Below are 23249 nucleotides of genomic sequence, written 5' to 3'. Positions count from 1 at the left end.
GATCGAACTCCCGGTGTAAAGGCGCATGTAAACACATTTTTGGCTGTTACGGCTACCTCTGGACATGCTTCCGGATATATGCACATAATGCCTCCGTTTGCTCGCGACGGGGGAACATCCAGCTGGTTCCCGGTCACGGGCAGGGCACGGGAAAGGTGCCTACCGGCGCCATCCCGAGGCTCGGATCCCTACATCGGCCGCCCATAGGCGGCCAAGGAAGGAGCCCTTATGTCGGTCCTCGCACTGGAGCCCCGCGACGCCGGAGTCCTGGAGTACGAAGACCTCGCCGTCGACTTCGAAGGCGAGCTCAACAAGCTGCTCCACGGCCCCCAGGCCTGCGTCAACACCTGCAAGCGCACGGTCTGCAGCAGCTTCCCCTGCTGCCCGTCCATTGTGTGAAGCGCCTGATCCCACGCGGTGAAGCGTGGTGACGAGATGCGCTGGGGAAAGGCCGTCAGCGATGCTCTGATGGCCTTTTTCTCATATCAGGCAGATGCGCTCCGTTATCGAGGGATGACCGTGGACTTTAATGTGCTCGACCGCCTTACCCAATTTGCAGATTCGAATGGTAGGGAAATATACGAGGACGACACGTGGATCAGCGTTCACGATCCTCACCACGACATTCCTTTGCAGGGCTGGAAAATCCATATTTCCGCACGTCCCGGCACCCTCGGCGACACTCTTGAGCGCGCGTTGCCGATCCTGGCCGGCACCGGCTGCGCCTTCAAGGTCGCCCGCTCCACCCACAGGCTCATGGAGCTCAACTCCGGCGACGTCGACCCGGGAGCCGTGGGCAAGGCCATGACGGTCTACCCGGAGCAGGACGCGGTGGTCGAGCTGGGCCACGCCCTCGCCGACGCCCTGTCCGGGCTGTCGGCCCCGCGCGTCGTCAGCGATCGGCGGGTCCGCCCCGACGCTCCGGTGTACTACAGGTATGCCCCGTTCGCCCCGCAGTACCGCGTGGACGAGAACGGCGACTTCGAGCTGATCGTGATCGGGCCGGACGGCGAGCAACTGCCGGGCGCGGCCGGCCCCGAGTTCACCTGCCCGCCCTGGGCCACCGACCCGTTCCGCCCCACGGAGCCCGCCGGGACCGGCCCGTCGGAGCCTGATGAACGGCCGTCCCTGGGAACGCTGCCGCCCGCGCAGACAACCGGGCAGGCCGCCGACGGCGGCAGCGGGCGGCTCATCGGCGGCCGGTACCGCGTGACGTCCGGCGTCGTGCGTGGCCCGCGCGGAAACGTCTACCGCGCCACCGACGCCACCGGGCGGCGGGTCGTGGTCAAGGAGGCCCGCGCGTACGTCGGGGAGAACGTCGAGGGCTGGGACCTGCGGATGTACCTCCGCAACGAGCTGCGCGTCCTGCAGGCGCTCAAGGGCGTGGCAGGCGTACCGGAGCCGATCGACCACTTCCGGCACGGCGAGGACGAGTTCCTCGTCATGACCGACGCGGGCAGCCGCGACCTCAACCGATTCGTCGCGGAGAACGGCCTGTTCACCGGGGAGCCCGCCACCGGCGAGCGCGACCTCGGCACGCTCGCCGTCCGGCTGCTGGAGGTGATCGACGCGGTCCACGCGCGCGGCGTCGTCATCCGCGACCTGTCGCCCAAGAACGTCGTGCTCGGCGAGGACGGCCGCTGCACCCTGATCGACTTCGGCAACAGCAGGTACGACGGGCTGCAGCTGCCCGGCTGGAGCCGCGGCTACAGCGTTCCCGACCAGCACACCGACCGTGAGTCCGTGCCCGCGGACGACTACTTCTCGCTGGGCGCCACCCTGTTCTTCGCGGCCACCGGGATGAACCCGATCATGATCGGCGCGGACCCGGTGCGCAACGTCGAGCGCACGCTCATGTGCCTGGCGGGGATGTTCCCGGGCGTCACGACGGGCATCCTCGGCCTGCTGCCGGGGCTGCTGAGCCTCGACCCCGCCGACCGCACTGCCGCCGCCGCCGAGCTCAGATCCGCTTCCGGACCGGTTCCCGCCGGCCTCGGCGACGGGCGGCCCGCCACCGAGCAGCCGCAGGCGAGACGGTGGAAGCTGCCCTCCCCGCCCAGGCTCACCGGCGAACTGCTGTCCAAGGCGCTCGACCACACCGTGCGCGAGTGCGCGGCCTTCGCCGAGCAGCTGATGGCCGCGCCCGAGGACGCCCGCCGGGAGAGCCCGCCGGTGACCAACGTCTACGGCGGCAGTGCCGGGGTCGGCATGGAGCTGCTGCACCACCCGGAGGCCAAGGCCGTGGCCGCCGACCTGGCCCGGTGGACGGCCCGCGTGATGCCGCCCGCCAAGCTCCCGCCCTCGCTGTACTTCGGCCGTACCGGCACCGCGCTGTTCCTGGCCGCGGCCCGGCTGAGCGCCGCGCCGGACCTGGCGGCCCCGGCCCCCGTCACCATCGACGGCCCGCAGCGGGCCGACCAGGCACACGGCGTGGCAGGCATCGGCTCGGGCCATCTGGCCCTGGCCGCCCTCGACCCCGCGGACGCCCGGCACCTGCGGATCGCCGCCGAGTGCGCCCGGCTGCTGATCGCCGGTGAGGTCACGCGGTCGCAGGACGCCGTGGCACCCGCCCAGCCCGGCTCCGGCGTGTCGGTCGACACGGCCTACGCCCACGGCGACGCGGGCTGCGCGGACTTCCTGCTCTCCTACCACGAGGCCACCGGCGACCGGGCGGCGGGCGAGGCGGCCCGGGAGCGGCTGGCGGCGCTGGCCGTCCAGGCCGAGTCGCTGATCGGCGAGTTGCACGGCCCTGACGCCCGGGCCATGGGGGCCTCCTGGTGCCAGGGCATGTCGGGCATCACCGGCACACTGGCCCGCGCGGCCCGCGCGTACGGCGAGGACCGCTACCTGGAGCTGGCCGAGCGGGGCGCGCGGGCGTGCCTGGTCGTCGCCCCGCAGGCCTGGGTGGTCTCTCAGTGCTGCGGCCTGGCGGGCATCGGCGAAGCGCTGATCGACCTGGCGATGGTCACGGGCGACGACGGCTACTGGCGCCACGCCGAGGACATCGCCGAGCGGATGCTGGTACGGGCCGGCGGCGAGCCGGCGCAGCCGGTCTTCCCCGGCAACGACCTCGACAAGGCGGCCTACACCTGGAGCACCGGCACCGCGGGCGTCCTGTCGTTCCTGCGCCGCCTCGACCGCCGCTCCGGCGCACGGCTGTGGACGGCCGACTGGCAGCCGCCCGAGCCGGACCGGGCGGCGGTGGGATCAGCGGCGAGCGGGAGAGGCGACTGAACCGCCGCCGGCGGACGAGCCCGGTCGATCACGATGGCTCGACCGGGCTCTTCGGGTCGAGACGGGTCAGGCGAGGTCGAACCGGTCGAGCTCCATGACCTTGGTCCAGGCCGCGACGAAATCGGCCACGAACTTGTCGCGGGCGTCCCGGCTGGCGTAGACCTCCGCGAGGGCCCGTAGCTGGGAGTTGGAGCCGAAGATGAGGTCGACCGCGGTGGCGGTCCACTTCACCTCGTCGGTGGCCACGTCGCGGATCTCGTACACACCCTCCTCGGACTCCGACGCCTTCCACCGAGTCCCCGGGGAGAGCAGGTTGGTGAAGAAGTCGTTGGTGAGCACGCCGGGCCGGTCGGTGAGGACGCCGTGCCGGGTACCGCCGAAGTTGGCCCCGAGGGAACGCAGGCCGCCGATGAGGACGGTCATTTCCGGCGGGGTCAGGTTGAGCATGTAGGCCCGATCGACGAGCAGCACCTCCGGCTGGATCTTCCCGCCGGAATGCACGTAGTTGCGGAACCCGTCGGCCCGCGGCTCGAGGACCCGGAAGGACTCGACGTCGGTCTGCTCCTGAGTGGCGTCGGTGCGGCCCGGGCGGAACGGCACCGTCACCGCCACGCCGGCCTCGTGTGCCGCCTTCTCGACGGCGGCCGAGCCGGCCAGCACGATCAGGTCGGCCAGCGAGATCTTCGCGCCGCCGGCCTCGTTGAACTCGCGCTGGATGCCCTCGAGGGTGTCCAGGACCGTCGCGAGCTGCTCGGGCTGGTTGACCTCCCAGCTGCGCTGCGGCTCCAGACGGAGCCGGGCGCCGTTGGCGCCGCCGCGCTTGTCGGTGGACCGGAAGCTCGCGGCGGAGGCCCAGGCGGTGGAGATCAGCTGGGCGGTCGTCAGGCCGGACTCCAGGACCTTCTCCTTGAGGGAGGCGACGTCGGCGTCACCCACGAGTTCGTGGTCGACGGCCGGCACCGGGTCCTGCCACAGCTGGGGCTCGGCGACCCAGGGCCCGAGGAAGCGGCTGACCGGCCCCATGTCGCGGTGCAGCAGCTTGTACCAGGCCTTGGCGAAGGCCAGCGCGAACTCGTCGGGGTGCTCCAGGAAGCGGCGAGAGATCTTCTGGTACGTCGGGTCGACGCGCAGCGCCAGGTCGGTCGTGAGCATCGTCGGCTTGTGCTTCTTCGACGGGTCGTGGGCGTCCGGGATGATCGCCTCGGCGTCCTTGGCGACCCACTGCTTCGCGCCGCCGGGGCTCGTGGTGAGCTCCCACTCGTTGCCGAAGAGGATCTCGAGGAAGCGGTTGCTCCACTGCGTCGGCCGGTCGGTCCACGTCACCTCCAGGCCGCTGGTGATCGTGTCACCGCCCTTGCCGGTGCCGTAGCTGCTCAGCCAGCCCAGGCCCTGCGCCTCCAGCGGCGCGGCCTCGGGCTCCGGCCCCACGTGGTCGTCCGCCGTGCCGGCGCCGTGGGTCTTGCCGAAGGTGTGGCCGCCGGCGATGAGAGCGACGGTCTCCTCGTCGTTCATCGCCATCCGTCCGAACGTCTCGCGGATGAAGTGCGCCGCCGCGGCCGGGTCGGCGTTGCCGCGGGGACCCTCCGGGTTGACGTAGATGAGACCCATCTCGGTCGCGCCGAAGTTCGGCACCATCTCGGTGTCGGTCACGTAGCGCTCGTCGCCGAGCCAGGCGTCCTCCGGACCCCAGAAGATCTCCTCCGGCTCCCAGACGTCCTCGCGGCCGAAGCCGAAGCCGAAGGTCTTGAAACCCATCGACTCCAGGGCGACGTTCCCGGCGAGCACGAGCAGGTCGGCCCACGAGATCTTCTGGCCGTACTTCTGCTTGACCGGCCACAGCAGCCGGCGGGCCTTGTCGAGGTTGGCGTTGTCGGGCCAGCTGTTGAGCGGGGCGAACCGCTGAGCGCCGTCGCCGGCCCCGCCGCGACCGTCGTGGATGCGGTAGGTGCCCGCGGCGTGCCAGCTCATCCGGATCATGAGGCCGCCGTAATGGCCGAAGTCGGCCGGCCACCAGTCCTGCGAGGTGGTGAGCACCTCGGTGATGTCCTGTTTGAGGGCCTCGACGTCGAGCTTCTCGAACTCCTTGGCGTAGCTGAAGCCGTCTTCCAGGGGATTGCCCTTGGACGAGTGCGCGCGCAACACCGAGAGGTCGAGCTGGTTGGGCCACCAGTCCCGGTTCGTGCGCGGACGACCGCCGGGCTTGCGAGTCGGCGAGCCGATCGCCGGGTTCTCGCTCTCGCTGCCATGCGCGGTCACGGAGTCATGCGCGACCGGGCAGCCCGCCGCCGCCTTCTTGTCCACGCCCTGCGCGCTGGCGGGGGCGTTGTCCTGGGTGTCGCTCATCTGCTTCCTTCCGAACTGCCGGATCACTGGGCGGCCAGGTCACGCGGAACGAAACCGCTCGCAAACGCGCCTCGAAGTCAGGCGCCATATGGCCAACACGGACCCCTAATCTGGAATTGTTAGAGTCTGCTGCGAATCCGGACCAGCGCGACAGCCACCTCATCAGCCTCGCGTCGCCGGTCATCGTCGCCGCCCGCAGTGGTGTGCCCCGGATCAGGGGCTACTAACGTCATGAGTGAGTCGTGGCCAGCAGATGAGCGCGCAGCCCGGCGGCCATCCTCACGGAAACGCCGAGGAAACAGCCGCTGATCTACTACTGGCCCACATGACGTACCGAACTTCACTGACAGCACTGGCACTTGCCCTGACGCTGTCGGGACTGGTGGCCCATCCGTCCGCGGCGGGCGCCACCGCGACCTCCGTACAGTGGAAATCCTGCCCGGGCTACTCCGACGAGGTGATCCGCAGCCTGGGCGTGGCACAGGACAAGGTCGCGGCCTTCCGCTCCCTGATGAAGCGCCTGGAGTGCGGGACGGTCAGCGTCCCCCTGAACCACCGTGACCCCGGCGGGCGGAAGATCGACCTCGCGGTGACCCGGCTGGCCGCCACGGACGAGTCCCACCGGCTCGGCGCCGTCGCCGTCCTGCCGGGCGGGCCGGGCAACAGCGGATACCTGGACCCGGTCCTGCGGGCCGCGCTCAGGAACGAGGAGATGGCCGGGCTCAACGAGCGGTACGACATCATCGGCTTCGACCCGCGCGGCGTCGGCTACAGCACCAAGGTCGCCTGCCCCCTGTCGCCGAACGGCCCGCAGGAGCCCGGCGCGCTGACCGAGGAGGCGGCCAGGAAGATCTACGACGCCCAGGTCGCCGCCAACCAGCGGTGCGGACGCTCCGACCCCGCCTTCCTCGGACAGCTCACCACCGAGAACGTGGCCAAGGACCTGGACCTGGTACGCACCGCGCTGGGCGAGCGCAGCCTCAACCTGCTCGGCTTCTCCTGGGGCACCTATCTGGGCATGGTGTACCGCAGCCTGTTCCCGGGGCACACCGGACGGGCCTTCCTGGACAGCGTGGCGCCGCCGTGGACCCGTATTGACGAGCACGCCAAGGACAGCGCGGCGGCGGCCGAGCGCGACTTCGGGCGCATGGCCGCCTGGCTGGCCCGCCGTGATCCGACCTACGGCCTCGGCGCCACCGCCCGGGAGGTGCGCGAGGAGGTGGCGAAGCTGGTCCGCGCGTACGACAAGAGCCCCAAGACCTACACCGACCTGCAGCGGCCCATCGACGGCTCGGCCGTCGCCGACCTCGCCCGGCGCAACTCGACCGAGTGGGTACGCGCGGGCAAGGCGCTGGCCGAGCTGCGGACGGCGACGGGCACCACCGCCCCGCCCACCGTCAAGGAGGTGCTCGGCGCGCCGATGATGGGACCGTCCGTTCCCGGCGCGCCCGAGGCACTGAACCTGACCATGAACCTGGCCGTCGCGTGCAACGAGGACGGCAGCCGGGCCGGTTTCGACACCGCCTGGCGCGCCTACCAGCAGCTCGTGAAGCGCCATCCGGCCACCGGCCGGGCCTGGGGACTGCCTGTCATGTGTCCCGGCTGGCCGCTGCCGGTGCAGCAGGCCACGTTGAAGCGGGGCGGCGGGTCGCTGGTGCTGGCGGGGCACCTGCACGAGTTCATGTCCGTCTACGACTGGACGCTGCAGACGCGGCGCGCCATCGGCGGCACCGTCTACACGGTCGCCGACGACGTACACGTGTCCACCACCCGGGTGCCCGAGTGCGCCGCCGACGTGGTGCGCTACTTCGAGACGGGCCGGATCGGCAGAGGGTGCGCGGGCAGCCCGGTCCCGAGCTGATGTGAGGGCTGCCGGAGGATCGTCTCCTGCTCTCAGCCGGACAGCAGGCGCAGCGTGCAGGCGTGCTCGAAACGCGCGTCGATCGACGTCCATCGCTCGGCCGCCTCCGCCAGCGCGTCGCGATCGCCGTGCAGGACCCCGCGGGTACGGGCCAGGCAGGCGGCCGCCCAGTCGTTCTGCTCGGCGTACGGCATGGCGGCGGCGACCCGTTCGGCCGCCTCGGGCAAGCCTGCGACGACCGCCAGCTCGGCTCCGGCGGCGCGCGCGTACGCCTCGTACCAGCGCACCCTGAAGGGGGCGAAGGCGCGCTCGACCAGGGTGGCGGCCTCATAGTACGCGCCGGTGTGGACGGCGACCCTGGCGTCGGCGAAGGCGGCGAACGGGGCCAGGACCGGTGAGGAGGCCGCGTCCCGCGTCATGGCCATCTCCAGCGCGCGCGAGCGCCAGAGGTCGAACTCGCCGGTGCCTGCCAGCCCGTGGGCGAGCGCCGCGGCGCAGATCGCGGTCGACATCCAGGCACTGCGCGGGCTGCCTGCCTGATGCCAGGCTTCCCACATGGCGGGCGCCTGCTGGAAGACCTCCGGGAAACGACCGCTCAGGGCGAGCGGTCTGATGGTCTTGGGGATGGACAGGTAGGGGTGTTCGCCGATGGGGTCTTCGCGCTGCGCGCGGTCGGCGACGGCGAGCGCGGCCGGCAGGTCGCCGACGCACAGCTCCGCGCGCGCCGCGGAGTGGAAGGTGTCGACGATCTCGGCCGCTGCGGGCGGCTCGTGCGCCGGCAGGTGCTCGATGAGCGCGAGCCGTTCCCGGCAGATCCGCTGGACGGTGCGCATCCGGCCGGCCCGCGCGTGGGCGCGCGTGAGCACGTCCAGCGCGCCCAGCAGGACGATGACGTCGCCGCACTCACGGGCGGCCTCGACGGCGGAGGCGGCGAGTTGGAGATCGTCCTGATCCCAGGCCCGCGCGGTCGCCACCAGCGCCGCGGTGCGCGGATCGGCAGGGGCGGCGTCGGCGCTCGCCTTGTCGATCAGCGCCGGCAGGTGTTCGGACATCGGGTCGCGGTCGTCCGCGCCTCTGTAGCGGTGGGTGACCACGAGGGCGGAGGCGAGCGCGGCCGCCCGCAGACCGCCGGGTTCGACCTGGTCGGCGGCGCGTGCCAGCAGGCGGAAGGCCAGTGGGCCGTCGGCGATCGAGACGGCCGTGGCGGCGGCGCTCAGGAGGTCCTGGTGGCCGTCCGCGGCGTCGCGGGCCCGGTCGGCGGCGGCCAGGTAGTGGCCGATCGCCTCCCGGTGGAAGCGCCGGGCGAACGTCAGGTGCGCCAGCGACCTGGCCAGGCGGTGGGCCTGCCGGTCCGGTACGGCGGCCGTGCCGGCGAGCGTGGCCCGCAGATCGTCGGCCACCAGGTCGAACTGCGGCGCCCAGTTGCCGTCGAGCCGTGACTCCAGCGTCGCCGCCGTGCCCGCGGCCCAGCGCAGACGGAGCTGGAACGTCTCCTCGGTCTCGCCGCTGTCCGCGAGCCGGTCGGCGGCGAAGGCTCTGATGGTCTCCAGCAGCCGCCACCGGCCACCGCCCACCACCCCGATCAGGCTCTTGTCGGCCAGCCGGCCGATGACGTCGGCCGTCGCGCTGGGCGGCGTGCCCGGCATGAGCGCCGTGGCCGCCGCCAGGTCGAACCCGCCCGCGAACACCGCCAGGCGACGCAGCAGCGCGCGTTCCTCCTCTTCCAGCAGGTCGTAGCTCCAGCCGATGACCGCGCGCAACGAGCGGTGCCGGGGCGGCCTGCCACGCGCGCCCGACAGCAGCCGGAGCCGGTCCTGCAGCCCCACCCGCAGGGCGTCGATGCCGAGTACGGCGACCCGCGAGGCGGCCAGCTCGATCGCCAGCGGCAGTCCGTCGAGCCGGGCGCACACCTCGGCGACGACCGCGGGCTCCGCGGCGAATCCCGGATCGATCGCGCGGGCCCGCTCCAGGAACAGCGTCTCGGCCTCCCCCGCCAGCGGCGGCACCGTGATGACCCGCTCGCCGGGCAGGCCCGGCCGCTCCCGGCTCGCGATCAGAATCCCCGCCTGGGGGCAGTCCGAGCGCAGTCTGTCCACCAGGTCGCCGACCTCGTCCAGCAGGTGCTCGCAGTTGTCGAGGACCAGCAGCGACCGTCCCAGCGCGAGCCGCTCGGCGACCATGCTCTCCAGCGGCTGGGGAGGACGCTCGGCCAGGCCCAGCGCGTCGGCCACGGTTCGCAGGACGAACCCCTCGCCGACCGGGGTCAGATCGACGAACGCCCCACCGGCGGGGAACGACGCCGAGGCCGCCTGCGCCAGCACGGCGGCCAGCCGGGTCTTGCCGACGCCGCCGGGGCCCACCAGGCAGACCGGCGCGGCGTGTGTCAGCGCCGCCAGCGCCTCCTGCCGCTCCTGCCGGCGCCCGATGAAGGAGGTGTGGCTGACCGGGATCCCCTCGACGTGCCCCGGCCTGGCCGAAGGGGACGGCTGCTGCCCCGTCAGGGCCACCAGGGCCGCCCTGTTGGCCACGCCGTACTTGCGCAGCAGCGAGGAGACGTGACTTTCCACGGTACGGACCGAGATCCGCAGCCGGTGGGCGATCTGCGCGTTCGTCCGGTGCTCGGCCAATCCCGCCAGCACCTCGGCCTCGCGGGGCGAGACCTCCCGCGGCTCGCCAGGGACCATGCGGCCATTGTGGCGTACGCGCCTCTCAGCGGCGAATCAGTGACGACTCCGTAGCAGTCAGGTGATCTCCACGGATGTCCCGGTACGGCCTGGCGGACCAGAGTTGCCGGCAACGGATGGAAGCCGCAGGAAACCGAGGAACGTGGATGAGGAAGATCGTTGCGGAGCTGTTCTCGTCGCTGGACGGGGTCGTCGGATCGCCGGACCAGTGGCACGGGCCCTTCCATGACGAGGAGATGGAGCAGCGGATCGCGGCGAACCTGGCCGCCGCGGACACCATGCTGCTCGGGCGGCGCACCTACGAGGAACACGCCGGCTACTGGCCGACGGCGACCGGCGGGCTCGCGGATCGGATGAACGACCTCCACAAGGTCGGCTTCTCCGCCACGCTGCCCGCGCTCGAGTGGCGCAACTCCACGCTGGTCGGCGGCGACCGGCTGACCTGGACACTCCTGGCCTCGCACAGCTACCGGAGCGGCACCGTCTCGGCCACGTACGCGGTGGCCCGATGACTCACTCCGCCTTCCGGCCGCCGAGCAGGCGGCCGGGCGCGATCCTGGACGGTATGCGCGCGTGAGGAGCAGCCCCGGTACGGCCGGGCTCCGCTGGACCGCGGGCGGTGGGCGCGTCAGCTCGCGGAGGTCGCGAGCGTTCTGATCGTGAAGTCGATCGCCGTGGCTAGCCGCTGGGGGTCGTGTCCGGCGCGTTCGCGTACGCGCAGTCCGAGCACCGTCGTGAACAGCAGCTCCATCGCGGCGTCGACGTCCAAGGTGGCGGGCAGGTCGCCGTCGCGGATGCCGCGGCGCAGCAGTGACGCCAGGGTTTCCCGGGTGACCTCGAACGCGGCCTCGGTCCTCTGCCGGACCTCGGGGTCGGTGGTGCCGAGCTCGGCGGCCGTGTTGACCACGAAGCAGCCGCGACCGGCGTCGTGGCCGATCATCCAGACCAGCCACTCCCGCAGGACCTCGAGGCTGGGGCCGGGGATGTTGAGCTGCTCTTCGGCTTGAGCGGACTCCGTCGCCCGATAGTGGTCCAGCGTCCGCAGGAACAGCGTGTGCTTGTCGGTGAAGGTCCGGTACAGGCTGCTCTGCTTGAGCGCGAGCTCGGCGCCCAAGTCGCGGACGGACGTGGCGTTGTAGCCGCGACGCCAGAACAGGTGGGTCGCCCTGGCGACCACGTCCTGCTCGTCGAACTCCCTGGGTCGTGCCATGGTCACCACTCTACCCGAATTGTGGAGCGATCGCTCCCGTATTAGGGTGTGCCGTCATATGGGAGCGATCGCTCCCGAATAGCGGAGGGAGATGCGGCGTGACGGCAACGGACCCCACGACGACCGGGCGAGACGCCTCGGCGAGGAATCACTGGATCGCGGTGACCGCCGTGGCCTTCGGCACATTTCTTCTGGTGACGGCCGAGCAGCTGCCCATCGGGCTGCTCACCCCCGTCGGATCGGCGCTGTCGGTGTCCGAGGGCGCGGCGGGACTGATGGTCACGGTCCCCAGCATCGTCGCCGCCGTCGCGGCGCCCGTCGTGCCGGTGCTCGTCGGCACGATGGATCGCAGGCTCCTGCTCGTCGCCTTGATGGGACTCATGACGCTCGCCAACCTGGCCTCCGCCCTGGCCCCGGACTATCCGCTCCTGATCGCCGCCCGCGTGCTGGTCGGGGTGGCGATCGGCGGGTTCTGGGCCATCGCCGGCGGTCTGGCCGTACGGCTCGTCCCGGCCCCGCGCGTGCCGCGGGCCACTGCGATCATCTTCGGCGGCGTCGGGGCCGCGAACGTCTTCGGCGTCCCCATCGGCACGATGATCGGCGGGCTGGCGAACTGGCGGATCGCGTTCGGCGCGCTGGGCGTCCTCGCGCTCGCCGTGCTGGTCGCCTTGCTGGCGGTGCTGCCGCCGTTGACCGCCGCCCGGCCCGTCGGCCTGCGGCGGCTGGCCGTTCAGTTCCGCGACCAGGGCGTACGGGTCGGCCTCCTGGCGACCTTCCTGATCGTGACCGGCCATTTCTCGGCCTACACGTTCATCAGTCCCGTGCTGCGGGAGCTGTCCGGCATCGACGAGGAGTTCGTCGGGCCACTGCTGTTCGGATTCGGCGTGGCGGGCATCGCGGGGAACTTCGTCGCGGGCGCCGCCGTGGCGAAGAGGCTTCATCGCACGGTCCTCACCATCGCCGCCGCCTTGGGGGTGACCGTGCTGCTCTACCCCGTGGCAGGGCTCAGCGCCGCGGGCGGGGTGCTGCTGCTCGTCGTCTGGGGCCTGGTGTACGGCGGGGTCTCCACGAGCCTCCAAACATGGATGATCAGGGCCGCGCCGGAGGCGGTCGAGGAAGCCTCCGCGCTGTGGGTGGCGGTGTTCAACCTCTCGATCGGTCTCGGCGCGCTGGCCGGCGGCGCGATCGTCGACGCCCTTCCGCTCCGGGGCGTCCTGTGGCTCGCCGGCGTTCTCGTCCTGGTGGCCGGGCCTGCGGTCTGGAGTGCGCGCAGGAACGAGCGCCTTGGCTGACAGGCGGAGCGACGACGCCCGGCCGGCGACGATCGACGTCGTCGCCGGCCGGGCGCGTGGAGAAGGAACTACGGAGCTTGACTACGGAGCTTGACTACGGGGCTTGACTACGGGGCTTTACTGCGGGGCGTCGAAGGTCCACTGGGCGCGGGCGCCCGGGCCGACGGCGAGGGTCGAACGTCCGATCCGCTCCTCGTGCCGGGTCTCCACGGAGCGGTTGAGCGACATGGTGACCTGCTTCAGGCCCGCCTGCTCACGCGCGACGGAGTCGAGCTGGATGGTGGTGCCGCCGCCGGTCGCGATGGCGCCGCCCCCGACGACCGCGACCTTGAACCCGCCGGCCCGCAGCAGTGGCACCGTGTTGGCCAGGTCCCGCGCGGTGACACCGATGCGGATGTAGGTGATGTCCCGCATCAGGTGGTCCTGGTAGGCGTCGGGCAGGTAGCGCTCCCGGCTGACGTCACCGGGGTAGCTCTCCGGCTCGGTCTGGCTGCGCGGGTCGGCGAAGTACTCGGGGAAGTACTCCATCGCCCACGGGTCGAAGGCTTCGTACTGGGTGGAGGTGGTGCGGATGGTGTCGAACCACGGGATCGGGACGCCATCGCCGAAGTCACGCGTCTGGCGGTATTCGGCCGGGTCCGAGATGCCCTGGGCCTTCAGCTGCGCGGTCACCTTGGCCAGGTCGCCGACGCGCTCGGTCGAGACGGCCAGCCCCGCGGAGCCGAAGAGCGCGTCCTGGCCGGGCAGGTCGCCCTCGCCGAACAGCTCCATGTAGGTCTCGCGGCCCTTGAGGTAGCGGCCCTTCCAGGTCAGGCCGCCACCGGTCGTGGTGCGGACCTCGAAGTTGGCGAACTCGCGCAGGTAGGCCGAGTTCTCGACGGCGTCGGCCGTCTCGCGGTCCACCACGCTGTAGGCGTGGTTGTAGAACAGCAACTGCCCCTGGGACGACGCGGGGGACGCCTCGGCCTGGGCCGTCCCCACACCCCCGGCGATCGCGACGGTGCAGGTCGCGGCCAGAGCAGTGATCATCCGTAATGTCCGGCGAATCAGCATGAAAGTGATCTTAGGGCGGCGATGATCACCTTCACTATCGTTTTGACAGGACCCGAACCGCGATTGTGGCGTTCTTGTAGCGGCTCTGTAGCGAGCCGTCCCGCCGTCGGGGGCGCCTGCGCGCGCGTGCCGCCCGCGCAGGTGCATGCCCGGCGCCGAAGGGGGTGCGCGTTCAGAACTCGATGAAGCCGTACAGGGCGAGATGGTTCGACTTCGTGCTGCTCACCGTGTGGTCGATGCTCGACGGCCGGACGGTGCCCTTGACGAAGAGGTAGTCGATCTTCCTGGAACCGGAGGTCGCCTTCGCGCCGTAGCCGGTCATGCCGAAGCCGCCGAGGGTGGTGGCGGCGATGTTCGTACGATTCGCGTCGATCCCGATCACGCGGATCGTCGAGGCGTTCATGAGGCTCGTGGCGTCCGCGCCGACGTGGATGCCGGAGTTCGCGATGCCCGTGTAGCCCGCGCCCGCGCAGGCGTTCGCGCCGTTCTGCTCCGGGAGGTGCATGGTCGCGGCGAAGACCGTCGTCCCGGTCTCCTTGATCGTGAACCTCGCCGCGATGGCGCTCGTGCGCTTCCACTTGTACTGGTTGGTGGTGCCGTCGTCGCTGTCCGGCGGCTTGTACAGCGTGCAGCCGGCCCCGCCGGCGTACGAGGTGCCGGGCTTCAACCAGCCCGCGCTCCAGTACTTCGAGATGTCACCCGCCGCGAGGCCCAGCGTCCGGGTGTTGTAGATGATGGCGTTGGTCTGCCGCTTCTTCAGGTCGCCGAGCGACTGCTGGCTGCACTTGTGCGTGCTGCCCCACTCCTCGGGGTCGTCCCAGGCCACGATCGCCTTGTACGTGCCCGCCGGATATCCGAACACGCCCGAGAGCTGGTCGGCGTAGGCCGTGGCCTGCCCGGTGCCGCGCACCTGCTGCACGATCAGGAGATCGGGGGCCTGCACGCCGGAGGTGCCTGTCTTGCCGTCGTCGTCGACCAGCATCGACGCGAGGTGGTCCGGGCCCGAGATCCGGGTGCACGTGCCGTCGGCGTTGTTTCTCACCAGGTTCTCGATGTTGTTGTTGTAGACCCGTAAGACCCGATCCTCGGCGGCCGCGGGCGCCGCGTGCGCCGGTGCGATCGACGTCGTGGTGAGGGCGACGGCCGCCGCGAGTGCTAACGCGCCAGGCGCTCGATAATGGGATGACATTGTGGCAGATTAGCGATCATTCCGGGCGCTGCCCAGGTCGGCGAGCCCTCAGGCCGACGCCGTTCACAGATCAGCGAAGAACACCCGCTCACGCGCCTGCTCGACCGCGACCAGCAGGGCGCCGCGCACCACGGGCCTGTCCGGGATCGCGCTCGCCTCCACCCGTGGCTGGGCCAGGCACATGCGCGCCACGGCCCGCTGGACGCGGCCGGCGAGTTCGCCGCCTCCGGCGGCACCGACGTGACTGCCCAGCACGACGAGTTCGGGATCGAGAACGGCGCAGATGGACGCGACGCCCAACGCGATCCGCTTGGTGAATCTAGGGCGTTTCTAAGGTTCGCCGACGGCTGGGTGAAGGTCGGCCGGGTTGGCTGGCGGCAGCCACCGGGCCGGAGGGGCCGGCCGGTCGGGAGAAGGAGACGCGACATGGACCGACGCAAGGCCGGCCTGGCCGCCGGCATGGTGCTGGTGCTGACGCTGGGCGGGTCGGGGGCGCTGGCGGCCTCGTCCCAGCGGGACCCCGCCGACGACCCGTGCGCCAAGGCGGCGGCCTGCACGCCTGCCGACATCGCGAAGGCCAAGGCGGCCAAGGCCGCGGAACTCGACGGCAAGTGCTCGCCCGACGTGAAGCGACCGGACGTGAAGCAGCCCGAGGTGCAGCAACCCGGCGTGCAGAAGCCGGAGGTGCAGCAACCCGACGTGAAGCAACCCGACGTGCAGCAACCCGACGTGCAGAAGCGGGAGCAGCCCAAGCTGGTCGAGAGCGGGATGCTGGCCAAGGCGCTGGCGGCCTCGCTGGGCGTCGGGCTTGAGCGGGCGACCGCCGCCGAGGAGGAGCTGAACCTCCTCAGCCAGAAAGGCGGGATAAATCCGAAATCACCGGAATTCGCCGCGATCGCCGAGCGCCTGGGCGTGTCGGCGGAGCGGCTGATCCAGGCGCTGGACGACTTCAAGCGGTCCTTCGTACAAGGAGAGGACGTCAGGCCGGACGCCCCCAAGACCCCGGGATCTTGAGCGGCCGGGCGGGCGACCAGCCTCCGGGGCTGGACGGCGGCCATCCCGCCCGGCCACCAGAACGCGCTCAGGGGTGGGCGGCGGCGGGCACGGCGAGGAGAGTGGGATCATGCACGTCCTTGTGGCCGACGACGACGAGGCGGTGCGCCGTTCGCTGACGCGCGCGCTCGCCCGTGAGGGCTATCACGTGAGCACCGCCGCCGACGGCCTGCGCGCCCTGGAGGCGGCCGGCGGCGGGCGGCAGGACGCGGTGGTGCTGGACATCATGATGCCCGGCCTGGACGGGCTGGAGGTGTGCCGCCGCCTCCGCGCCGGCGGCGACCGCACGCCGATCCTGATGCTCACCGCCCGCGACCTGGTCGCCGACCGGGTCGCGGGGCTGGACGCCGGGGCCGACGACTACCTGGTCAAGCCGTTCGCGCTGGAGGAGCTGCGGGCCCGCCTGCGCGCCCTGCTGCGGCGCAGCGGCGCGGCCGAGGAGGTGCTGCGCTTCGCCGACCTGGAGCTGGACACCGCCGCCTGCCGGGCCGCCCGCGGGGCGCGGGTGCTCGACCTGACCAGGACCGAGTACACGCTGCTGAAGGTGTTCCTGCGCAACCCGAACCGGGTGCTGAGCCGTGGCGTGATCTTCGACGCGGTCTGGGGGTACGACTTCGGCCCGTCGTCCAACGCGCTGTGGGTCTACATCAGCTACCTGCGGGCCAAGCTGGAGGCCGGGGGCGAGCCGCGGCTGATCCAGACGGTCCGCGGGCTGGGGTACGTGCTGCGGGAGGAGCCGTGACGCTGCGGACCAGGGTCGCCCTGGCCGGGGCGGCCGTGGTGGCGGCGGCCCTGCTGATCGCCTCGCTGGTGGTCTATCCGGCGATGGCGAGCGGGCTGGGCGGCCAGCACGACGGCGAGCTGGTGCTGGCCGCCGGGCAGGCGCCCCAGCTGCTGGCCACGTTCAAGGTCACCCGCGCGCCCCTGCCGGATTACCCGGTCTCCGTGGGCAACACGCTGCTGCAGTTCTTCCCGCCTCCCGTGGAGCCGGGGCCGACCACCGGTTTCGTCCCGCTCTCGGACAGGGACGCCGGGGTCGCGTGGGGCAAGCTCCCGCCGTACTTCCAGGAGGTGACCTACGGCGGGGCGCGCTACCGCGTCTACACGGCTCCGCTGGGGCAGGTGGATCAGGGACTGGTACGCACCGCGTTCCCGCTCGACCGGGACGACAGCACCCTGAACAGCCTGAAGCTCCTGCTGGGGGCGCTGATCCTGGGCGGCGCGCTGATCGCCGGGATGGGGGCGCGGCTGCTCGCCGGGCGGGTGCTGCGCCCCATCGGCCGCCTGACCGAGGTGGTCGAGCACGTCACCGCCACCCGTACGCTCACCGCGGGCGGGCTCGACGGCAGCGGGCGCGACGAGGTCGCCCGGCTGGCCCGCTCGTTCACCACGATGACCGGCGCGCTGAACGAGTCCCTGCTGGCCCAGCGGCGCCTGGTCGCCGACGCATCCCACGAGCTGCGCACCCCGCTGACCAGCCTCATCACCAACCTCGAACTGCTGGGCGAGGGGCGCGGCACCGCCGACCCGCAGGCCCCGGCCCTGGTCCAGGACGCCCGCGCGCAGGCCGGGGAGCTGCGGGTGCTGGTCAACGACCTGGTGGAGCTGGCCAGGTACGGCGACGTCCAGATCCACACCGAGGACGTCCGCCTCGACCTGGTCGCGCAGCGCGTGATCGCCAGGGCGCGGGGGCGGGCGCCGCACGTCCGGCTGCGGGACGAGCTGGCCGAGTGCCTGGTCCACGCCGATCCCGACGCCGTCGAGCGCGCCGCCGCCAACCTGGTCGACAACGCGATCAAGTGGAGCCCGCCGGGCGGGGAGGTGCTGGTCGAGGTGACCGCGGACGGCGCGCTGTCGGTCGCCGACCAGGGGCCCGGCATCGCCGCGGAGGACCTGCCGTTCGTCTTCGACCGCTTCTACCGCGCCAAGGCGGCCCGCTCGCTGCCCGGCTCGGGGCTGGGGCTGGCCATCGTGCGCCAGATCGCCGAGGCCCACGGCGGCACGGTCCGCGCCGAGCCCCTCGCCCGGGGCGTCCGCCTCGTCCTGTCCCTTCCCCTCGCCACCTGATCACCCGTCCGGCCTGAAGGAATGCCCGGCCGTGGGCGCTAGCCGGGAGGTACGAGGTCGCCGAGGGAGAGGGCCAGCCAGAGCTGGAGCCGGTGCCCGGGGTCGGTGAGGGGGCGGCCCGAGACGCGTTCGGCGACGGCCAGGCGGCGGCGCAGGGTGTTGCGGTGCACGCCCAGCCGCCGCGCCGCCGTCTCCAGGTTCGACCCCGCCTCCAGGTACGCGCGGAGCGAGCCGACCAGGTCGCCGCCGTGCCGCGCCTCGTACTCGCGCAGCGGGCGGAGCGCGGCGGCGGCGAAGCGGTGGGCGGCGGCGGGCACGAAGGCGTCCCTGAGCAGCGCGGACGCCTCGAGGTCGTCCACGTGGAGGTAGCCGTCGCCCCGGGCGGCCAGGGTGGCGGCGTGCCGTACGGCCGAGGGGAGCTCGTCCAGGCCGAGCGCCCGGCAGCCGCCGCCCGGCACGCCCAGCCGCCCGCACAGCTCCGCGCCCCACCGGGGCGCCGCGAGCCCGGCCCCTTCAGGACCTCCACCTGAGGGCGTGCGTTCCGGCAGCACGAAGACCGTGCCCTCCGGCCGGGCGCACACGAGGGCCAGCTCCTCGGCGTCCGCCGCCACCTCCTCCAGCGCCTCGATCGCCGCCTCCGGCGGGACCGGCGCCGCCGTCACGACCACCTCGTACGGCGCCGCCGCGACCGGGCACAGCTCGCCAAGCTGGCGCGGCGACAGCCCGCCGTCGAGCACGGCGGCCAGCAGCGCGCCCCGCTGGGCGTGCGCCTTGGCCCGGCCGGCCCGCACGCCCAGCAGCTCCATGGCGAGCAGGCAGGCGGCCTGGTTGGCCAGCATCCTGGCGTGCCACTCCAGCGGCGAGCCCGTGCACACCGCCAGCCAGCCGGTCGGCGGCCCGGAGAAGCCGAGGCTCTGCACCTGGACGGCCTGGATGCCGTCGTCCAGCACGCCCGCGCTCAGCCGGGCCGCGCCCCGCGCCATTTCCAGGGCCCTGGCGTGCCAGGGCCGCTCCCCCGCCGGCGTGGCCGCCCTGGGCTTGCCCTGCGGGTCCAGCAGCAGGGACTCGCCGCCGGTGTGCTCGGCCAGGGCGCGCAGGATGCCCGAGGTGCCCGACAGCAGCGCGGCCCGCGCCATGGCCTCCTGGGCGGCGACGACCCGCCGCTCCCCGCGTACGCGCTCGTCGGCGTGCCACCGCGCGACGGCCTCGGTCACCGCGATGAACGGGGTCAGGATCTCCAGCACCGGCAGCCCCTGGAGGTCGGCGGCGGCCAGCACCTCCTCCGGGACGGCCGTCACGGCCTCGCCGAGCGCGAAGGCGAGCCCGGCGCAGCCCGCGCCCGACAGCCGCTCGACGTACGCCTGCCGACCGGCCGGGTCGCCCGGCAGGCCGAGGCCGATGGTCATCACCAGCTCGCCCCCGCGCAGCCACGGCACGGGGTCGGCCAGCTCGGACACGTGCGCCCAGCGGACCACGCGCGACAGGCCGGCGCGCCCGGCCAGCAGCCGCATGCGCATGCCGGGCAGGGTCATGGCCTGCGCGACGGTCAAGGCCATGGGTGCTCCTCAGGGCTGTGCATACCGCACTCTAATTCACCCCCGGTGGTGCGTTTCGTCCCGGCCCCCGTCCGGCTGACCTGCGCTTATCGTCGTCGCACCCCCTGAGACCCGGAGGATCCATGAATCGCGCCACCCGGGCGGCCGGCGCCGCCTTCGTCGGGACCACGATCGAGTGGTACGACTTCTACGTCTACGCCACGGCGGCCGCGCTGCTCTTCGACGACCTGTTCTTCCCCAACGCCTCCAGCCCCACGGTGGCGCTCATGGCGTCCTTCGCCACGTACGCGGTCGGCTTCTTCGCCAGGCCGCTCGGCGGCATCGTGTTCGGCCACTTCGGCGACCGGGTCGGCCGGAAGTCGGCGCTGGTGGTCACGCTGCTCATGATGGGCGGCGCGACCTTCGCCGTGGGCCTGCTGCCGACGTACGCGTCGATCGGCACGCTCGCCCCCGTGCTCCTGGTGCTGCTCCGCTTCGTGCAGGGGCTGGCGGTCGGCGGCGAGTGGGGCGGGGCCGCGCTGATGGCGGTCGAGCACGCGCCCGCGGGCAAGAAGACCTTCTACGGCGGTTTCGCCCAGCTCGGCAACCCGGCGGGCGCGCTGCTGGCGACGGGCGCGTTCAGCCTGATGACCCTGTTCGGCGACGACGCGCTGCACTCGTGGGGCTGGCGGGCGCCGTTCATCGTCTCGGCCGTGCTGGTGCTGGTGGGCCTGTTCATCCGGCTCCGCGTCGAGGAGTCGCCGGTCTTCGAGGAGGCCGACAAGACCGGGGTGCCGATCAAGGAGGTCTTCCGGACGTCGTGGCGGTCGGTCCTGCTCGGCATCGGCACGCTGCCGGTGGCCATCGGCGGCTACTACATCCTCACCACGTTCCTGCTGTCGTACGCCACGGGCCCGTCGGTCGGCGAGACCGAGCAGCTCATCCTGAACGGCCTGAGCTTCGCCGCCTTCGTGGAGCTGGTCGCCACGCTCGGCATCGCCTGGATGGGCGACAGGTTCGGCGGGCGCAAGGTCGCCATCTGGTTCCTGATCGGCACGGCGGTGCTGGCGGTGCCGCAGTTCGCGGTGCTCGGCACGCACAACACGTTCCTGATCTTCCTGATGCTCGGCGTCATGCGGCTGGCCACCTCGGGCACGTACGGGCCGATGGCCGCGATCCTGTCCGAGATGTTCCCGCCGCAGGTCCGCTACACCGGGATCTCGCTCGCCTACCAGGGCGCCGGCGCGATCTTCGGCGGCCTGTCGCCGCTGGCCGCCACCGCGCTCGTCGGCGCGTACGGCGGCGCCGCCTGGCCGGCCGTGGCGCTGCTGGTCGCCATGTGCGCGCTCAGCGTGCTCTGCCTGCTCGTGGCGCCCCGCCACCGCGACCGCGTGCCGGCCGCTCCGATCACCACCGAATAGGAGAGTGCATTGTCCACCACCGTCATCACCGGCGGGAACGTCATCACCATGGACCCCTCGAACCCGTACGCGGGGGCCGTGGCCGTACGCGACGGCCGCGTCCTGGCCGTGGGGCGCGAGGAGGACGTCCTCGCCCAGGCGGGCCCGGGGGCCGAGGTCGTGCGGGCGGGCGGGCGCAGCGTGCTGCCCGGCTTCATCGACCCGCACAACCACCTGCTGTCCACCGCGGAGACGCTGGTGGCGGTGGACGCGCGCTACCCGGCCGTGGGCAGCGCCGCCGACCTGGTCGCCGCCGTCGCCGCCGAGGCCGCCAGGACCCCGGCGGGCCAGTGGATAAGGGCGTACGGGATGGACGACGCCAAATATCCCGGCGGGCGGCCGACCCGGCGGCAGCTCGACGAGGCCACCACCGAGCACCCGGTGATCGTCTACCACGTGTCCGGGCACCAGGCGGTGGTCAACTCGGCCGCGCTGTCCTGGCGCGGCATCGGCGACGACGTGGCCGACCCGGCGGGCGGCGCGTTCGTGCGCGACGAGGGCGGGCGGCTGACCGGCATGGTGCTGGACTCGGCGATGGAGCTGATCCTGCCCGTGGCCGTGGACATCGGCTGCCACGGCCCGAACTTCCACGTCGACCTGCCCCTGGAGCAGCTGCGGTCGTGGCTGGAGCTGGCCGGGGAGACGTACCTGCGGGCCGGGGTGACGACCGTGTGCGACCCGCAGGTCTCGCGCCGCGAGCTGCTGGTCTACCGGTCCGCCTGGGAGGCGGGCACGCTGCCGGTGCGTACGGCGGTCATGCCGCTGTCGCACATGCTGGACGAGCTGTCCTCGATCGGCCTGGCGGGCCCGTTCGGCGACGACCGGCTGCGGTTCGGCGCGATGAAGTTCTACTGCGACGGCACGCTGCTGGGCGGCACGGCGATGTTCGACGAGCCGTACGGCGAGGGCTTCACCGGCTCGCTCTACCACCAGCCCGAGCAGCTCGTCGATCTCGTACGGCGGGCCGCGACGGCGGGCTGGCAGATCGGCATCCACACCCAGGGCGACCGGGCCATGGGCTACTCCCTCGAAGCGATCAAGGCCGCGGTGGCGGTGTCGGGCGACGACGCCCGGCCCAGGATCGAGCACTGCGGCCACCCGACGTCCGCCCAGGTCAGGGAGTTCGCCGCGCTCGGCGTGATCCCGGTCAACCAGCCCAACTTCCTGTACGACAGCGGCACCGACTTCGTGCGCCGGCTCGGCGAGCGGCGGGCGCACCGGCTGCAGCCGATCCGCGAGGAGCTGGACGCGGGCCTGCGCCCGGTGCTGTCCAGCGACTCGTTCGTCTCCTCGCTGCGGCCCATGGAGACGGTGTCGAACGCGGTGCGCCGCCGCACCAGGGAGGGCGGCCCGATCGGGGCGGAGCAGGCGATCACCCTGGAGGAGGCGCTGCGCGCGCACACGATCGACGCGGCGTACGCCCTGCGCATGGAGGACCGGATCGGCTCGCTCACGCCCGGCAAGCTCGCCGACGTGGTGGTCCTGGACGGCGACGTCCGGAGCCTGCCCGCGGACGCGCTGTCCGGCGTGGACGCGTGGCTGACCATGCTCGACGGGCACATCGCCTACCGCGCGGGGTAGCCCCCTGGCGGGGCGGCGCGCCCCGCCACCGGGCGCGGATACGATCGAGTGGTCCCGTTCGGAGAAGGAGGCGCGGTGCCGGGCACGGAGGAGGCGAAGGGCGGCGAGCCGCAGGCGGCCGGGCCGGCCAAGGCGGTCACCTGGCTCATGCTGATCTACCGGGTGCCCAGCGAGCCGACCAGGCTGCGGGCCGCGGTCTGGCGCAAGCTGCGCAACCTCGGCGCCGTCTATTTGCAGAACTCCGCGGCCGCCGCGCCGCGCACCCCGCAGAGCGAGCGGGCCCTGCGGGCGCTGCGCAGCGAGATCGTCGAGTCGATGGCCGGCCAGGCGTTCCTGGTCAGCACCTCGTCGGTCATCGGCGAGTCCGACCTGGTCGCGCTCTACAACGCCGCCCGCGACGACGAGTACGAGGAGATCCTCGACAAGTGCGCCGACTTCCACAAGGAGGTCGAGAAAGAGGTGCTGGCCAAGCACTTCACCTACAGCGAGCTTGAGGAGAACGAGGAGGATCTCGCCAAGCTCAGGGGCTGGTTCGAGAAGGTCAAGGTTCGCGACGTGCTGGGCGCGGCCCGGCGCAAGGAGGTCGTCGAGGCGCTCGACGGCTGCGCCCGGACGCTGGAGGAGTTCGCCGCCTCGGTCTACGAGGCCGAGGACAGCGCGATCTTCCAGCACGGCGCCGGGTGAGCG

Annotated in this window: 18 protein-coding genes; 11 read left to right on the top strand and 7 right to left on the bottom strand. The window is 72.3% G+C overall.

Going from position 1 to position 23249, the window contains the following annotated elements:
- The first annotated feature begins 228 nt into the window (after positions 1 to 228).
- Both H4W80_RS50280 and lanL read left to right on the top strand, forming a co-directional pair.
- On the top strand, positions 229 to 399 hold the full coding sequence (locus tag H4W80_RS50280; protein ID WP_165974944.1) for an SflA family class IV lanthipeptide: 171 nt from the start codon (positions 229 to 231) through the stop codon (positions 397 to 399).
- 36 nt (positions 400 to 435) lie between these two features.
- Entirely contained in the window at positions 436 to 3234 is a 2799-nt protein-coding gene (gene lanL, locus H4W80_RS50275; RefSeq protein ID WP_318787648.1) for a class IV lanthionine synthetase LanL, read from the top strand.
- A gap of 66 nt (positions 3235 to 3300) precedes the next feature.
- Here lanL and katG read toward each other — a convergent pair whose 3' ends face one another.
- Positions 3301 to 5577, bottom strand: coding sequence for a catalase/peroxidase HPI (gene katG, locus H4W80_RS50270; protein ID WP_192791546.1), 2277 nt, complete (start codon positions 5575 to 5577; stop codon positions 3301 to 3303).
- Positions 5578 to 5902: 325 nt separating this feature from the next.
- Between katG and H4W80_RS50265 the strand changes: the two genes are divergently transcribed.
- Positions 5903 to 7438 carry an alpha/beta fold hydrolase gene (locus H4W80_RS50265; RefSeq protein WP_192791545.1) on the top strand — a complete coding sequence of 512 codons (1536 nt, stop codon included), beginning with the start codon at positions 5903 to 5905 and terminating at the stop codon, positions 7436 to 7438.
- Positions 7439 to 7470: 32 nt separating this feature from the next.
- Here the strand turns inward: H4W80_RS50265 and H4W80_RS50260 are convergent, their stop codons facing one another.
- The gene (locus H4W80_RS50260; RefSeq protein ID WP_192791544.1) at positions 7471 to 10122 is read right to left on the bottom strand and encodes an ATP-binding protein; all 2652 of its coding nucleotides are present in this window, start codon (positions 10120 to 10122) and stop codon (positions 7471 to 7473) included.
- Positions 10123 to 10268: 146 nt separating this feature from the next.
- Between H4W80_RS50260 and H4W80_RS50255 the strand changes: the two genes are divergently transcribed.
- Positions 10269 to 10634 (top strand): dihydrofolate reductase family protein, encoded by a 366-nt coding sequence (locus tag H4W80_RS50255; RefSeq protein ID WP_192791543.1) that lies wholly within the window; start codon positions 10269 to 10271, stop codon positions 10632 to 10634.
- A 116-nt stretch (positions 10635 to 10750) separates the two neighbouring features.
- Here the strand turns inward: H4W80_RS50255 and H4W80_RS50250 are convergent, their stop codons facing one another.
- A complete protein-coding gene (locus tag H4W80_RS50250) occupies positions 10751 to 11332 on the bottom strand; it encodes a TetR/AcrR family transcriptional regulator (protein WP_192791542.1) in 582 nt (193 codons plus the stop codon).
- Positions 11333 to 11430: 98 nt separating this feature from the next.
- Here H4W80_RS50250 and H4W80_RS50245 point away from each other — a divergent pair, with 98 nt between their 5' ends.
- Positions 11431 to 12624, top strand: a complete 1194-nt coding sequence (locus H4W80_RS50245; protein WP_192791541.1) for an MFS transporter — start codon at positions 11431 to 11433, stop codon at positions 12622 to 12624.
- Positions 12625 to 12741: 117 nt separating this feature from the next.
- Here the strand turns inward: H4W80_RS50245 and H4W80_RS50240 are convergent, their stop codons facing one another.
- The 3 genes from H4W80_RS50240 to H4W80_RS50230 all read right to left on the bottom strand — a co-directional run bounded on the left by H4W80_RS50240 (position 12742) and on the right by H4W80_RS50230 (position 15166).
- Entirely contained in the window at positions 12742 to 13677 is a 936-nt protein-coding gene (locus H4W80_RS50240) for a DUF5829 family protein (protein ID WP_225964112.1), read from the bottom strand.
- Between the two features lie 172 nt (positions 13678 to 13849).
- On the bottom strand, positions 13850 to 14866 hold the full coding sequence (locus H4W80_RS50235; RefSeq protein WP_192791540.1) for a hypothetical protein: 1017 nt from the start codon (positions 14864 to 14866) through the stop codon (positions 13850 to 13852).
- Between the two features lie 63 nt (positions 14867 to 14929).
- On the bottom strand, positions 14930 to 15166 hold the full coding sequence (locus H4W80_RS50230; RefSeq protein WP_192791539.1) for a hypothetical protein: 237 nt from the start codon (positions 15164 to 15166) through the stop codon (positions 14930 to 14932).
- A 126-nt stretch (positions 15167 to 15292) separates the two neighbouring features.
- Between H4W80_RS50230 and H4W80_RS50225 the strand changes: the two genes are divergently transcribed.
- The 3 genes from H4W80_RS50225 (at position 15293) to H4W80_RS50215 (ending at position 17986) form a co-directional block, all read left to right on the top strand.
- Positions 15293 to 15880, top strand: coding sequence for a hypothetical protein (locus H4W80_RS50225; RefSeq protein WP_192791538.1), 588 nt, complete (start codon positions 15293 to 15295; stop codon positions 15878 to 15880).
- A gap of 109 nt (positions 15881 to 15989) precedes the next feature.
- Entirely contained in the window at positions 15990 to 16661 is a 672-nt protein-coding gene (locus H4W80_RS50220; protein WP_192791537.1) for a response regulator transcription factor, read from the top strand.
- Positions 16658 to 17986, top strand: coding sequence for a sensor histidine kinase (locus H4W80_RS50215; RefSeq protein ID WP_192791536.1), 1329 nt, complete (start codon positions 16658 to 16660; stop codon positions 17984 to 17986). Before H4W80_RS50220 ends, H4W80_RS50215 begins: the two co-directional genes overlap by 4 nt.
- Before the next feature lie 38 nt (positions 17987 to 18024).
- On the opposite strand, the gene H4W80_RS50210 is transcribed toward H4W80_RS50215, so the two are convergent.
- Positions 18025 to 19542 carry a PucR family transcriptional regulator gene (locus H4W80_RS50210; protein WP_192791535.1) on the bottom strand — a complete coding sequence of 506 codons (1518 nt, stop codon included), beginning with the start codon at positions 19540 to 19542 and terminating at the stop codon, positions 18025 to 18027.
- 122 nt (positions 19543 to 19664) lie between these two features.
- On the opposite strand from H4W80_RS50210, the gene H4W80_RS50205 reads away from it, so the two are divergent.
- The 3 genes from H4W80_RS50205 (at position 19665) to H4W80_RS50195 (ending at position 23246) form a co-directional block, all read left to right on the top strand.
- Complete coding sequence (locus H4W80_RS50205; protein ID WP_192791534.1) at positions 19665 to 20942, top strand: MFS transporter; 1278 nt, start codon at positions 19665 to 19667, stop codon at positions 20940 to 20942.
- 48 nt (positions 20943 to 20990) lie between these two features.
- Positions 20991 to 22562, top strand: coding sequence for an amidohydrolase (locus H4W80_RS50200; protein ID WP_192794217.1), 1572 nt, complete (start codon positions 20991 to 20993; stop codon positions 22560 to 22562).
- A 75-nt stretch (positions 22563 to 22637) separates the two neighbouring features.
- Positions 22638 to 23246: a Chromate resistance protein ChrB gene (locus H4W80_RS50195; RefSeq protein WP_318787433.1), complete on the top strand. Its 609-nt coding sequence runs from the start codon at positions 22638 to 22640 to the stop codon at positions 23244 to 23246.
- Positions 23247 to 23249 lie beyond the last annotated feature (3 nt).

Source organism: Nonomuraea angiospora, assembly GCF_014873145.1.
Lineage (GTDB): Bacteria > Actinomycetota > Actinomycetes > Streptosporangiales > Streptosporangiaceae > Nonomuraea > Nonomuraea angiospora.
This window is presented reverse-complemented; position numbering and strand designations above follow the sequence as displayed.